This is a genomic window from Microbacterium sp. C-MGS6 (assembly GCF_058140415.1).
Genome location: NZ_CM176934.1, coordinates 2,577,041 through 2,589,377, shown reverse-complemented (window position 1 = coordinate 2,589,377; position 12,337 = coordinate 2,577,041). Strand labels below are relative to the sequence as shown.

Sequence of the window (12,337 nt, the reverse complement as noted above, 5' to 3'; positions counted from 1 at the left end):
GGGGGACACGCGCACGAGCGCGCTCCGTCCGCATTCGATCCAGCGAGGTTCTCCCATGCCCACCGGCAAGGTCAGGTTCTACGACGAAGACAAGGGTTTCGGCTTCATCGCCAGCGATGACGGCCAGGACGTCTTCCTGCACGCCTCCGCGATGCCGGCCGGCACCGCGGTGAAGGCGGGTGCGCGCGTGGAGTTCGGCGTGGCCGACGGCAAGCGCGGTCTCCAGGCGCTGTCGGTCCGGGTGCTCGAAGCGCCGCCCAGTCTCGCGAAGGCGAAGCGCAAGCCCGCCGACGACATGGCGATCATCATCGAGGATCTCGTGAAGCTCCTCGACGGCATCGGCGGCGACCTGCGCCGCGGCCGCTACCCCTCCTCGAGCCACGGCCGCAAGATCGCGGCCGTCCTGCGCAAGGTCGCCGATGACCTCGAAGCCTGACGCCGACGCGCGGCTCGTCGAGGCGCACGACCTCGCGCTCGCCGCCCTGCGCGAGATCACCCCTGCCGCCACGGTCGGGCCGGCTGCCGGCTTCACGCCGGAGGAGGACGGATCCGTCTCCCTGCGATTCGAGAACCGGCTCCCCGGCTACCCCGGCTGGTACTGGACGGTGACGGTCGCCCGTGTCGAGGACGAGGAGCCCACCGTCCTCGAGGTCGAGCTGCTCCCCGGCGACGGTGCTCTGCTGGCCCCGGAGTGGGTGCCGTGGGCGGAACGCCTCGCCGAGTACCGCGCACACCAGGCGGAGCTGGCCGAGGCCGCCGCTGCCGGTGGTGAGAACGCCGACGGGGAAGAAGAGGACGCTGACGGCGACCTCGACGACGACGGCATCGACGATGACGAACTCGACGAGGACGGCTCCGACATCCTCCATGCCGGAGACCTCGACGGCGTGGACATCGACGAGCTCGACCCGTCCGATCAGGACGACGAGCTCGACGCGTCCGACGAGGACGACGAGGACGACGAGGCAGAGGACTCCGAAGACGACGACGCCGACGCCCGCGATGCGGACGCCGGCGACGAAGAGGAGTGAGGCGGACGCTCAGCCGCCCAGGTTCTCCTGCACGAAGTCGATGGCCCGGATGAGCTGACGCACGTCCTCCGGCTCGATCGAGACGAACGTCGCCACCCGCAGCTGGTTGCGGCCGAGCTTGCGGTACGGCTCGGTGTCGACGATGCCGTTGGCGCGGAGCGCCTTGGCGATCGCCGCGGCGTCGACGCTGTCGTCGAAGTCGATCGTCGCGACCACGGGTGAGCGGTGCGCCGGGTCGGTGACGAAGGGGGTCGCGACGGCGGACGCCTCCGCCCAGTCGTAGAGCGCCGACGATGACTCCGCCGTGCGCGTAGCGGCCCAGGCGAGACCGCCGTTGCCGAGGATCCACCGCAGCTGGTCGTCCAGGAGGAGCAGCGTCGTGAGCGCAGGGGTGTTCAGCGTCTGGTTGAGCCGCGAGTTGTCCACCGCGTGCTTCAGGCTCAGGAACTCCGGGATGTAGCGTCCCGAGGCGGCGATCCGCTCGATGCGGTCGATCGCGGCCGGAGACACGGCGGCGAACCAGAGTCCGCCGTCCGAGCCGAGGTTCTTCTGCGGGGCGAAGTAGTAGACGTCGGCCTGCGTCATGTCGACGTCGATGCCCCCCGCGGCGCTCGTCGCGTCGATCACCGTCAGGGCACCGTCGGCGCGGACGCGCTCGATCGGCGCGGCCACGCCGGTCGAGGTCTCATTGTGCGGCCACGCGTAGACGTCGACGCCGTCGACCGGTTCGGCCGCGCTCCGCGATCCGGGCTCGGCGGAGCGGACATCCGGCGCCTCGAGCCAGGGGGCTCCTGCCGCCTTGGCGAACTTGCCGCCGAACTCGCCGAACACGAGGTTCTGGCTGCGTCGCTCGATCAGGCCGAAGGCCGCGGCGTCCCAGAACGCCGTCGAGCCGCCGTTGCCCAGGATGATCTCGTATCCCTCGGGGAGACGGAAGAGAGCGGCGAGCTGCTCGCGGACGCTGCCGACGAGGTTCTTCACCGGTGCCTGGCGGTGCGAGGTCCCGAGGACGGAGGCCCCCGTCGTGACGAGCGCCTCGAGCTGCGCGCCGCGCACCTTCGAGGGGCCGCAGCCGAAGCGGCCGTCTGTGGGCAGGAGGTCACGGGGAATCTCGATCGCCATGGCTAGATTCTAGGGGGATCCCGCCGTTCCTCCCGTCCGCGACCCCGTCCGATGTCGCCGGAGGAATGTAGGCTTGCCTAAGAACTTCCGGAGGGCCCACATGACGGATCTGATCGACACCACGGAGATGTATCTCCGCACCATCCTCGAACTCGAGGAGGAGAACATCGTGCCGCTGCGGGCGCGCATCTCGGAGCGCCTCGGGCACTCCGGACCGACGGTCTCGCAGACCGTCGGTCGCATGGAGCGCGACGGCCTCGTCGTGGTGTCCGAGGACCGCACGCTCGAGCTCACCGACGCCGGGCGCCGCAAGGCCGTCGACGTGATGCGCAAGCACCGCCTCGCCGAGCGTCTGCTGTCGGACGTGATCGGGCTGGACTGGGCCTTCGTGCACGAGGAGGCCTGTCGCTGGGAGCACGTCATGAGCGAGCAGGTGGAGCGTCGTCTCGTCGAGCTGCTCGGGCACCCCACCGAGTCGCCGTACGGCAACCCGATCCCCGGTCTCGACCAGCTCGGCGACCTTCCCGCCCGCACCTTCGACGAGGGTGTGATCGGTCTCGTGCAGCGGCTGAACGCCGCAGGCGAGCCGGTCGAGGGGACGGTCCGCCGTCTCGCCGAGCCGGCCCAGGTCGACCCGGAGCTCCTGGAGCAGCTGCGTGACGCGGGCGTCGTGCCCGGGGCCCGCGGCGACTTCCGCTTCAACGAGGGCTATGTGCTCATCCAGATGGACGGCAAGGAGGAGGGTCTCGAGCTCCCCGTGGAGCTGGCCTCGCACATCTTCCTCGTCGGCGAACCGGCCTGAGAAGGCCTCACCGAGGATTGTCAGTTTCCCAGGGTGACATGATCGTTATCTTCCGGTAACCTCGGTCAGGTCCTCAGCGAAGAAGCCCGCTGGGGGCGAACCGCGAAGATCCGCCTTCCGGCTCGTCGTCTTCCCGACAGGGACGCACTCGAACCCGAGTAGTGCATCTCTGCCCTGGGGCAGAACGTCGACGGGCCAGCACCACCCGAGGTGCGAGGGCTCAGGAGGACCACGTTTTGGCCGCAGACATCGAACCGACCGCGAAGACATCTGAAGATCGAGTACCCGCCCGGCGCACCGGTGCACGGGTCAGTGCTCGGAAGATCGCAGCCCCCCTCCGGTCGGTGGCGATCTTCGGTGCTGTCGGCGCTCTCGTCGCCGCTGTCGCGCTGCCCGCCTACGCGGCGTCCAAGCCGACGGACGCCACGGCGCAGACCGTGCAGCAGCTCGCCGCGGTCGACGCGCAGTCGCTCGTCGTCGCGTCGGAGGCCACGGCCGCTCCGCTCGTGCGTGGTGCCTTCAGCGCGACCACGCCGGAGGAGATCGAGAAGAAGAAGGCCGAAGAGGCCGCCGCCGCCGCGGCGCGGGCCGCCGCTGCCGCTGCCTCCGCGTCCGCGTCCGCACCCTCGTCCGGCACCTTCAACACGGCCGGCTACGCACTCGTCGCTCCCGGCTCCGGCCAGGTCCGCTACCCGCTGCCGCTCGGCTCCTGGAACGTCAGCCGCACCGTCGGCGGCGGCCACAACGGCGCCGACATGCTCGCGCCCGCCGGCACGCCGATCTACGCCGCCGCGGCCGGCGTCGTGCGCGCCTCCGCCGAGAGCATCGGCGGCTACGGCGTCGCCGTCATGCTGGACAGCGTCGTGGGCGGTCAGCAGGTCCAGACCACGTACGGACACATGCTCTACGGGTCGCGCCAGGTGCAGGCCGGGCAGACCGTCGCCGCCGGACAGCTGATCGGCTATGTGGGCAGCACGGGACGGTCGACCGCGAACCACCTCCATTTCGAGGTCTGGATCAACGGCGGCCTCGTCGAGCCGATGTCCTGGCTCTCCGTCAACGCCGGCTGACCGGGACACGTTCTCGAGCATTCATCTCCCGTTCCGCCCCGGTCCTCGCGGGATGGGTTAGCCTGAACCCGTCGTCATACAGGCGGGAGAGGCTGATGGAGCGAACACCGAGCATCCGAACCATGGACGCTCTCGGTCGTCACGTCCTTCGGCATTGCCCGCAGGGATGCCGCGGTGCTGCCGCGCGCGAAAGGCGCCGTCTGTAGACGGCGCCTTTTCTCGTCCCTGCGAACACTCCTCCTCCTGCACGACGTCGTGTGAGTCGAGAGTGCCGGGAAGCCGTCCCGGCGGATCGAGAGGATGACGAATGCGCACACTGGTCCTGAACGCCGGATACGAGCCCTTGGCGATCGTGTCCTTCAAGAGAGCCCTCGTCCTGGTCATGAACGACAAGGCGACGGTCATCGAGAGAGTCGAGGACGACCCCGTCTGGGGAACCCACGGCGTCTACGATCGCCCGGCGGTGATCATCCTCTCCCGCTACGTGCGCGTCCCCCTGAGCCGTCGCGTGCCGGTCACCCGCCGCGGGGTCCTGCGGCGCGACGGGCATCGCTGCGGATACTGCGGCAAGGCCGCGGCGACGATCGACCACGTCCTGCCCCGCTCGCGCGGCGGCGCGGACTCCTGGGAGAACCTCGTCGCCTGCTGCCTGCGCTGCAACAACCTCAAGAGCAACCGCACCCCGCAGGAGATGCGGTGGCAGTTGCGGTTCACGCCGCGCCCGCCGCACGGGACGGCGTGGACGGTGCGCGGGGTGGAGCGCAGCGATCCCCGCTGGGAGCCCTACCTCGCCCTCGCCGCGTGAGAGCCAGCGCGAGGGCGCGCAACCGTGGTCCCGTAGACTGGCTGTGCGCCCTCGTAGCTCAGCAGGATAGAGCAGCCCTCTCCTAAAGGGCAGGTCGCAGGTTCGAATCCTGTCGAGGGCACCCCCGCTTCCGCATGCGTCAGGGCTGCCCGCGCCGCCACAGCTTCGACGGCCACCAGATGGTCTTCCCGATGTCGTAGGCGAGTGCGGGCACGAGGAGCGAACGCACCACGAACGTGTCCAGCAGCACGCCGAACGCGACGATGAACGCGAGCTGCACGAGGAAGAGGATCGGGATCACCGACAGTGCCGCGAACGTCGCCGCCAGCACCAGCCCGGCGGAGGTGATGACGCCGCCGGTGATGGAGAGCCCGCGGAGGATGCCCTCCCTCGTCCCGTGCTGCTTCGACTCCTCCCGCACCCTCGTCATGAGGAAGATGTTGTAGTCGATGCCCAGGGCGACGAGGAACACGAAGCCGTAGAGCGGGACCGCGGGGTCGGCACCGGGGAAGTCGAAGATGCCGTTGAACACCAGCGCCGAGACGCCCATCGCCGTACCGAAGGACAGCACCGTCGTGAGGATCAGCAGCACCGGCGCCAGGATCGAGCGCAGGAGCAGCATCAGGATGATCATGATGACGACGAGGATCACCGGGATGATGAGGTTGCGGTCGTGGATGGACGCGTCGTTCGTGTCGATCGAGGTGGCCGTCACCCCGCCCACCACGGCTCCGATGTCGTCGAGCTCTCCGCGCAGCTCGCGCACGGTGGAGGCGGCCGCGGCGGAATCGGCCGCATCCGTCAGCGTCCCCTGCAGGAGCACCTGGCCGTCGACCGTCGTGGGCTCCGGAGCGGGGGTCCCGGGAGGGCCGACGGCCGTGATCCCGTCCGTCGTCACCGGGGCGGACCCGCTCGGGGAATCGGCCGCGGTGACGGTCACCCCGTCGATCCCGTCGTTCGCGAGGAGCACGTCGGCGGCATCCTGCAGGCGGTCCTCGTCCACGATCACGGAGACGGGGCTCCCTGAGCCGCCGGGGAAATGCTCACCGAGTGCGACCTGACCGTCGCGCGCCTCCGACGCTCCGAGCACCAGGTCGGACTGCGGGACGCCCTGTGCGTCGAGCTGTGTGACGCCGGCCGCGCCGGCGAGGAGGACGAGGGTGGTCGCGATCCAGATGACGCGGGGGCGCTTCTTGATGAGGCCCGACAGTCGCGCCCAGAGGCCGGTGGTGCGCATGCCGTGCTCCTCGGCCACGACCTCGGGCTCGAACCGGGGACGCCGGGGCCAGAAGACCGCGCGTCCGAACAGCAGCAGCAGCGCGGGCAGGAGCGTGAGGGCCGAGAGCATCGCGAACACGATGCCGATCGCCGCGACCGGGCCGAGCGTGCTGTTCGACTTCAGGTCGCTGAGCAGCAGGCACAGGAGTCCCGCGATCACGGTGCCCCCGGAGGCGACGATCGGTTCGACCGATCCCTTCCACGCGGCGAGGAGGGCGACGCCCTTGTCCTGCGCGACCCGCAGCTCCTCCCGGAACCGCGCGACGAACAGGAGCGCGTAGTCGGTGGCGGCGCCGATCACGAGGATGAAGAGGATCCCCTGGGTCTGCCCGCTGAGCAGCAGGATCTCCCATTTCGCCAGCCACCACACGACGAGGAGCGCGACGCACAGCGCGAACAGGCTCGTGGAGAGCACGACGAGCGGCAGCAGGAACGAACGGTAGACGAGGACGAGGATCACGAGTACGGCGAGCAGGGCGACACCGAGCAGGAGTCCGTCGATGCCGGCGAACCCGGCGGCGAGGTCGGCTGTGAAGCCTGCCGGCCCCGTGATGTAGACCGTGATGTCGTCCGGTACCGCCGCGCGCAGCTCGTCGCCGAGAGCGGCGGTGGCATCGCTGAGCTCGGCGTCGCCGTCGATCGGGATGAAGGCCTGCACGGCCCGGCCGTCCTCGGAGGGGAGCGCGGGGGAGACGTCGTCAGTGACCCCCTCCACGTCCGGGGCGTCCGCCACGGCGGCGGAGATCGCCTCGAGTTCGGACGGCGTCAGCTCCTCCTCGGAGGTGAAGACCGCGATCGCCGGGATCGCGTCGCTGTCGGTGAACTCACCGAGGAGCTGCTGCACCGTCGTGGCGTCCGCGGACTCCGGCAGGTACGTCGTCTGATCGTTGGACGACACCTCGTCGACCTTGCCGAACAGCGGACCGCCGAAGGAGGCACCCGCCAGCCACACCAGGATGAGGGCGACCGGGAGGAACACGCGCAGCCAGGAGTGGCGTCGGGTGCGCTCGCGGGTCGGCGGCGTCGGTGCGGGGGCGGGGCGGGACATCGGGGTCCTTTCGGGAGAGGGGGCGGGGCGCGAAGGGTCAGGAGACCCAGGCGAGGATGAGGATCATCGTGGCGAGGAAGCCGGCGATGTAGTTGAGTGCGATGAACCGGCGCCAGGCGCGGTTGGTCCCGGCCGACGTCTCGTCGGTGACGTTCCACCACGGCGCGGCGTTGACGATGTAGGGCAGCGCCAGCACGGCGGCGAGCGGTCCCGGCCACGGGGTCAGCAGCATCGCACCGCCGGCGACGGCCCACAGCACGAGGGAGAGCCGGACGGTCGCCCTCGCGCCGATCACGGTCGCGATGGAGGAGATGCCACCCTCGCGATCGGGCCCGATGTCCTGCACGGCACCGAACGCGTGAGCGGCCATGCCCCAGAGGAAGAACGCGACGAGCACGAGGACGCTGGTCGTGGTGACGGGCGCTCCGGCGAGGGAGAGGCCGACGAGGGCGGGGCTGACGAAGTGCGTGCTGGAGGTCACGGAGTCCAGGAACGGGCGCTCCTTGAAGCGCAGCACCGGAGCCGAGTAGGCGAGGACGGCGAAGACGCTCACGGCGAGCCACAGCCACGACGCCGGGGTGCCGACGGCGAAGAGGTAGACCAGGAACGGTACGTTCGTGGCGGCCGCCGCCCACAGCGTCGCGCGGTGGATGCGCGGGGACAGCAGCGCGCCCTCGATCCCGCCCTTGCGGGGGTTCGCCAGGTCGGAGGCGTAGTCGAAGACGTCGTTGATGCCGTACATCGCGAGGTTGTACGGCACCAGGAAGTACAGGGTGCCGATCACGAAGGTCGCGTCGATCTCCCTGGTGCTCAGCAGGTAGGCGGCGGCGAAGGGGAAGGCCGTGTTGATCCAGCTGATCGGCCGGGACGAGAGGAGGATCTGGGCGATGTCGTGGCCGATGCCGCCGCGGGAGGTCTTCTCCGTCATGCGTGCTCCTCCCGGTCTGCGGCGGTGCGCGTCCGGGATCGGCGCGCGCGCAGGGCGGTCCACAGCGCGGGGAGCAGCAGCACCCCGGCCAGCGGATACGCGAAGTCCTCGAGCGGCGCGAGACCGATGTGCACGCCGGCGAGCTGCGTCGGCGCGTAGTGGAACAGCCCGGTGGCGATCATGACGGTGTCGAACACGGCGGTCAGCACGAGGAGAGCGAGCGCGGTGAGCGTGAGGGCGCCGAGGTGCGGGGTGCGCCGCGCTCCGACGCAGAGGGCGACCGCGGCCAGAGCGGCGACGGCGAGGAACACGGCGGACAGCTGCAGGTAGGTCATCGCGCCGCTCCCTCCCCTGCGCTGACCCGACGGCGATCCAGAAGCCGGACGGCGCCGCCGTGGAGCACCATCGTGCAGACGACGAGGAAGATCAGGAAGATCGGCTCCTCCAGGGGGAGCTCCGGAGCCAGGACGATACCCGTGGCGATCGCCGCCTCGCCGCGGAAGAAGATCCCCGCCGCGATGCCGGCCACGTCCCAGACGAGGAAGAAGGCGAGTCCGACGATCGTGACGATGGCCGCCGCCACGGCATCCCGCCAGAAGAAGAGACGGAACCGCCAGTCGAGCAGCAGCATGCAGCCGAGGGAGACGAGCAGGGCGGTCAGGTAGATCGCGCCCATCATGCCTTCTCGGGTGTGGGGGTTCGGGTGGCCGGCTCCGGCAACGGGCCGGGCGAGTGGTCGCCTCGGATGCGCTTGAGCACGATCTCGGCGCTGATGAGGCACATCGGCACGCCGACGCCGGGCGCGGTGGTCGCTCCGGCGTAGTACAGCCCCCGCACGCGCCGGGAGGCGTTCTGCGCGCGGAACATGGCGCTCTGCGAGAGGATGTGCGCGGGGCCGAGCATCCCGCCCCGCCACGAGTGGTAGTCGTCGCGGAAGTCGGCCGGACCCACCGTCTCCCTGACCACGATCCGCTCGCGCAGGTCGGGGATCCCCGACCACGCTGCGATCATGTCGATCGCGGCGTCCGCGGCCTTCTCGACCTTCGGCGAGCCGGCGCCGTCGCTCCCGCCGTGGCCGAGCTCGACGTCGGCCGGGACCGGGATCAGGACGAAGAGGTTCTCGTGCCCGTCCGGCGCGACCCCCGCGTCCGTCGCGCTGGGCCGACAGACGTAGGTGGACGCCGGCGTGGGGACGCCGGGGGTGCGACCGAAGATCGCGTCGAAGTTCGCATCCCAGTCGTCGGTGAAGAACAGCGAGTGATGGGGGAGCTCGGGCAGGGTCCCGCGGACGCCGAGCATCACGAGCACGCCGCCGGGTCCGCTCGTGCGCCGCGCCCACCAGGACTCCGGATAGGACTGCAGCGTGGGAGGCAGCAGCGCCGTCTCGGTGTGGTGGAGGTCGGCGCCGGAGACGACGATGTCCGCGTCCTCGACGTGCTGATGGCCGTCGCGATCCGTCCAGCCGACACCGGTCACGTGGGTCGCACCGTCCGCGTCCTGCGTGCGGATCCCGGTGACCTCGGCACCCGTGACGATCCGCGCGCCGGCATCCTGGGCCAGCGCCGCCAACCGCTCGACGACACGCCAGAAGCCGCCCTGCGGATACAGCACGCCCTGGTCGAGGTCGAGCGCGCTCATCAGGTGGTACATCGCCGGCGCCGTCCGCGGGTCGGTGCCCAGGAAGACGGCGGGGTAGCCGAGGATCTGCCGCAGCACCGGGTGCCGGAAGCGCCGGGCGGCGAAAGCCTGGAGGCGGGTGCCGAGCAGCGAGAACAGTCGCGGCAGCGCGCGCACCACCTCGGGAGCGGCGAGCGTCCTGGTGCGGGTGAACGGGTTGTAGAGGAAGTACCGCCTCGCCATGGAGCCGGCATCGTGGGCGGAGGCGAGATAGGTCTCGAGTGCCGCTGCGGAGCCCGGTTCCATCGACTCGAACAGCGCGGACACGGCTTCCCGCCCGGCGGGCACCGTCACGGGGTCGTCGCCGGACTCGGGCGAGCGGAAGACGCGGTACCCCGGATCCAGCAGCGTCAGGTCGAGCTGCTCCTCGGTGGTGGTCCCCATCATCGCGAAGTAGTGGTCGAAGACCTCGGGCATGAGGTACCACGACGGGCCGGAGTCGAATCGGAAACCATCGCGCTCGATGGTGCCCGCCCGTCCGCCGACGCGGTCGTTCTTCTCCAGCACCACGACGTCATGTCCGTCGCGCGCGAGCAGCCCGGCCGTGGCCAGACCGGCCACGCCCGCGCCGATGACGACGACGCGGCTCATCGGTCCCGCTCCAGGGCCGTGACGAGGACGGCGCGCGCAGCGAGCAGCGCCTTGATCGGGTCCGGCACGCGCACCCGGCGGCGGTACAGCTCCGCAGCCGGCGTGCGTGCGACGCGGTGCGTCAGAGCGGCGAAGAGGGCGAGGGCGCTCCGGACAGCGGCACGGGCGTCCTTCGGGAGCAGCGGGATCGCGGCTCTCGCGTCGGCGAGCTGACGGTGGACGGTGTCGACCCAGGCGTCGCGGTCGGCGTCGGCGAGAGGTTCCGTGCCGCCGAGGTAGCCGCGCTGCAGGCGGTCGGTGTCGTCGGCGAGGTCACGGAGGAAGTTCACGTTCTGGAACGCGGCGCCCAGCCGACGCGCTCCGCGGTCGAGGATGTCGAGCTCCTCCGGCGTCCGCGTGGCGTCGCGCAGGAAGACCCGCAGGCACATCAGGCCGACGACCTCCGCCGAGCCGTAGACGTACGCGGCGTGTGCGTCGGCGTCATAGGCCGTGAAGCCGGACGGGCCGGTGATGTCGGCCCTCATCGAGTCGAAGAACGGCTGGGTGAGGTCTTCGCCGATCCCGCACTCGCGCGCCGTTCGCGCGAACGCATGCAGGATGAGATCGCTGCTGTAGCCGGTCCGCATGGAGCGATGGGTCTCCGTGATGTAGGAGTCCAGGGCCGCGGCCTGTGCACCCGCATCGAGTCCGGCCTCGGCGGCGACGCCGTCAACGATCTCGTCCGCGATGCGCACCATGGCGTAGATGTTGCGCACGTGCTGGCGATGGCGTCGCCCGAGAAGACGCGTCGCCAGTCCGAACGACGTCGAGTAGGTGCGGATGACGTCGGATGTCGCGATCTCGGCAGTCCGGCTGAAGCGTCGCAGCGCCGCGTCGTCGCGGGGCTCGGGAGGGGTCGCGGTCATCGGCTGCGGCCCTCGATCCGGTCGGCCAGAGCGAGGATGATGCGTCCGGCGTCGGCCGAGAGCGTGCCCGCCTCCTCGGCTTCCGCCAGGACCGTCGACACGGCCGCGAGCTGCTCCTCCACGAGTCCTCGGACGAATCCCTCCGCGCCGCACTCGCGGAGGCGGTCGCGCATCTCCGCCGCGTCGTCGATGCTGAGGTCGTTCTCGCCGAACCGCAATTCGATGCCGGGCCAGTGGCTGGTCATCCGGGCGTACGCGATGATCGCGGTCTCCTTGCCCTCGCGGAGATCGGAATACGGGTCCTTGCCGTGAGCGTCCGGGTCCCCGAACACCGACAGCAGATCGTCCTGCAGCTGGTAGGCGAGACCGAGGTGGCCGCCGATCTCGGTCAGCTGCTCCTCGGCGGCGGTCGGAGCGCCGGACAGGATAGCCGCCGCGCGGAGCGGGAGGACGAACGAGTAGGCGGCGGTCTTCGACGCGCTGGTGGCGAGGATGGTGCGGAGGTCGGCCGCGATGATGCCGTCGCTGAGGGCGACGTCGGAGTGCTCCCCGGCGACGGTCTCGAACACGGTCGTCTCGAGGAGAGCGAGGAGCCGCTCCCGTCGCGGCGCGGGGACGTCGGCACGGGCGAAGCCGAGCACGGCGGTGGAGAGCAGGAGGTCTCCGAGGAGGATGGCGCTCGAGCGGCCCCAGTGCAGCGCCGTATCGCCGGCCTCGTCGGGGCGACGGGAGACCAGGGAGCCGATGAGATTGGGACGGCGGCGGCGGGTGAGGTCGCCGTCGATGACGTCGTCGTGCAGGAGGAACGCGAAATGCAGCAGCTCGACATGAGCGGCCACGTCGATCGCCCGCGCCGTGTCCTTCTCCGTGAGGGGGGTCGTGGCGAGTGCGGACAGCAGGTCCATGAGCATGCGCGGGCGCAGGAGCTTCCCGCCGAGGGCGTGCTCGGCGGCCGTGTGCCACAGGGCGGCGAACTCCGCCCCGTAGTGCTCGGCGGCGGCAGTGCGCTCGGCGAACCGTCGTCGCAGCACCGCCTCGATCCTGGTGCCGAGGTCTTCTTCTGTCACCATGACCGCCATG

At 70.6% G+C, this 12,337-nt stretch carries 13 protein-coding genes and 1 tRNA gene; 6 read left to right on the top strand and 8 right to left on the bottom strand.

Going from position 1 to position 12,337, the window contains the following annotated elements; genetic code table 11:
- Nucleotides 1-55 precede the first annotated feature (55 nt).
- Nucleotides 56-436 (top strand): cold-shock protein, encoded by a 381-nt coding sequence (locus AC3B5L_RS12705; protein WP_025105533.1) that lies wholly within the window; start codon nucleotides 56-58, stop codon nucleotides 434-436.
- Complete coding sequence (locus tag AC3B5L_RS12700; protein WP_259951431.1) at nucleotides 420-1,031, top strand: DUF3027 domain-containing protein; 612 nt, start codon at nucleotides 420-422, stop codon at nucleotides 1,029-1,031. The genes AC3B5L_RS12705 and AC3B5L_RS12700 overlap by 17 nt, the downstream gene beginning before the upstream one ends.
- A gap of 9 nt (nucleotides 1,032-1,040) precedes the next feature.
- On the opposite strand, the gene serC is transcribed toward AC3B5L_RS12700, so the two are convergent.
- On the bottom strand, nucleotides 1,041-2,153 hold the full coding sequence (gene serC, locus AC3B5L_RS12695; protein ID WP_259951432.1) for a phosphoserine transaminase: 1,113 nt from the start codon (nucleotides 2,151-2,153) through the stop codon (nucleotides 1,041-1,043).
- Nucleotides 2,154-2,253: 100 nt separating this feature from the next.
- Between serC and AC3B5L_RS12690 the strand changes: the two genes are divergently transcribed.
- The 4 genes from AC3B5L_RS12690 (at nucleotide 2,254) to AC3B5L_RS12675 (ending at nucleotide 4,951) form a co-directional block, all read left to right on the top strand.
- Nucleotides 2,254-2,955 (top strand): iron-dependent transcriptional repressor DtxR, encoded by a 702-nt coding sequence (locus tag AC3B5L_RS12690; RefSeq protein ID WP_025105536.1) that lies wholly within the window; start codon nucleotides 2,254-2,256, stop codon nucleotides 2,953-2,955.
- 344 nt (nucleotides 2,956-3,299) lie between these two features.
- Nucleotides 3,300-4,025 carry a M23 family metallopeptidase gene (locus tag AC3B5L_RS12685; RefSeq protein ID WP_232089064.1) on the top strand — a complete coding sequence of 242 codons (726 nt, stop codon included), beginning with the start codon at nucleotides 3,300-3,302 and terminating at the stop codon, nucleotides 4,023-4,025.
- Between the two features lie 307 nt (nucleotides 4,026-4,332).
- Complete coding sequence (locus tag AC3B5L_RS12680; RefSeq protein ID WP_060921795.1) at nucleotides 4,333-4,830, top strand: HNH endonuclease; 498 nt, start codon at nucleotides 4,333-4,335, stop codon at nucleotides 4,828-4,830.
- A 47-nt stretch (nucleotides 4,831-4,877) separates the two neighbouring features.
- Nucleotides 4,878-4,951 (top strand) — tRNA-Arg (locus AC3B5L_RS12675).
- 18 nt (nucleotides 4,952-4,969) lie between these two features.
- Here the strand turns inward: AC3B5L_RS12675 and AC3B5L_RS12670 are convergent.
- From AC3B5L_RS12670 to AC3B5L_RS12640, 7 genes are read right to left on the bottom strand one after another with little or no spacing between them, the layout of a single operon-like run.
- Nucleotides 4,970-7,156, bottom strand: coding sequence for an MMPL family transporter (locus tag AC3B5L_RS12670; protein WP_315637889.1), 2,187 nt, complete (start codon nucleotides 7,154-7,156; stop codon nucleotides 4,970-4,972).
- A gap of 37 nt (nucleotides 7,157-7,193) precedes the next feature.
- A complete protein-coding gene (locus AC3B5L_RS12665; protein WP_187662058.1) occupies nucleotides 7,194-8,084 on the bottom strand; it encodes a prenyltransferase in 891 nt (296 codons plus the stop codon).
- The gene (locus AC3B5L_RS12660; RefSeq protein WP_187662057.1) at nucleotides 8,081-8,419 is read right to left on the bottom strand and encodes a lycopene cyclase domain-containing protein; all 339 of its coding nucleotides are present in this window, start codon (nucleotides 8,417-8,419) and stop codon (nucleotides 8,081-8,083) included. Before AC3B5L_RS12660 ends, AC3B5L_RS12665 begins: the two co-directional genes overlap by 4 nt.
- Nucleotides 8,416-8,760: a lycopene cyclase domain-containing protein gene (locus AC3B5L_RS12655; RefSeq protein ID WP_490096408.1), complete on the bottom strand. Its 345-nt coding sequence runs from the start codon at nucleotides 8,758-8,760 to the stop codon at nucleotides 8,416-8,418. Before AC3B5L_RS12655 ends, AC3B5L_RS12660 begins: the two co-directional genes overlap by 4 nt.
- Nucleotides 8,760-10,352: a phytoene desaturase family protein gene (crtI, locus tag AC3B5L_RS12650; RefSeq protein ID WP_366237603.1), complete on the bottom strand. Its 1,593-nt coding sequence runs from the start codon at nucleotides 10,350-10,352 to the stop codon at nucleotides 8,760-8,762. The genes AC3B5L_RS12655 and crtI overlap by 1 nt, the downstream gene beginning before the upstream one ends.
- Nucleotides 10,349-11,257, bottom strand: a complete 909-nt coding sequence (locus tag AC3B5L_RS12645; RefSeq protein WP_268776765.1) for a phytoene/squalene synthase family protein — start codon at nucleotides 11,255-11,257, stop codon at nucleotides 10,349-10,351. The genes crtI and AC3B5L_RS12645 overlap by 4 nt, the downstream gene beginning before the upstream one ends.
- The gene (locus AC3B5L_RS12640) at nucleotides 11,254-12,336 is read right to left on the bottom strand and encodes a polyprenyl synthetase family protein (RefSeq protein ID WP_280615251.1); all 1,083 of its coding nucleotides are present in this window, start codon (nucleotides 12,334-12,336) and stop codon (nucleotides 11,254-11,256) included. The genes AC3B5L_RS12645 and AC3B5L_RS12640 overlap by 4 nt, the downstream gene beginning before the upstream one ends.
- Nucleotide 12,337 lies beyond the last annotated feature (1 nt).

Bases quoted from the DNA above. Each gene is read 5' to 3' on its own strand.
- crtI (WP_366237603.1), bottom strand. From the start codon at position 10,352: ATGAGCCGCGTCGTCGTCATCGGCGCGGGCGTGGCCGGTCTGGCCACG.
- AC3B5L_RS12655 (WP_490096408.1), bottom strand. From the start codon at position 8,760: ATGGGCGCGATCTACCTGACCGCCCTGCTCGTCTCCCTCGGCTGCATG.
- AC3B5L_RS12670 (WP_315637889.1), bottom strand. From the start codon at position 7,156: ATGTCCCGCCCCGCCCCCGCACCGACGCCGCCGACCCGCGAGCGCACC.
- AC3B5L_RS12665 (WP_187662058.1), bottom strand. From the start codon at position 8,084: ATGACGGAGAAGACCTCCCGCGGCGGCATCGGCCACGACATCGCCCAG.
- AC3B5L_RS12645 (WP_268776765.1), bottom strand. From the start codon at position 11,257: ATGACCGCGACCCCTCCCGAGCCCCGCGACGACGCGGCGCTGCGACGC.
- AC3B5L_RS12660 (WP_187662057.1), bottom strand. From the start codon at position 8,419: ATGACCTACCTGCAGCTGTCCGCCGTGTTCCTCGCCGTCGCCGCTCTG.
- AC3B5L_RS12700 (WP_259951431.1), top strand. From the start codon at position 420: ATGACCTCGAAGCCTGACGCCGACGCGCGGCTCGTCGAGGCGCACGAC.
- serC (WP_259951432.1), bottom strand. From the start codon at position 2,153: ATGGCGATCGAGATTCCCCGTGACCTCCTGCCCACAGACGGCCGCTTC.
- AC3B5L_RS12690 (WP_025105536.1), top strand. From the start codon at position 2,254: ATGACGGATCTGATCGACACCACGGAGATGTATCTCCGCACCATCCTC.
- AC3B5L_RS12705 (WP_025105533.1), top strand. From the start codon at position 56: ATGCCCACCGGCAAGGTCAGGTTCTACGACGAAGACAAGGGTTTCGGC.
- AC3B5L_RS12640 (WP_280615251.1), bottom strand. From the start codon at position 12,336: ATGGCGGTCATGGTGACAGAAGAAGACCTCGGCACCAGGATCGAGGCG.
- AC3B5L_RS12680 (WP_060921795.1), top strand. From the start codon at position 4,333: ATGCGCACACTGGTCCTGAACGCCGGATACGAGCCCTTGGCGATCGTG.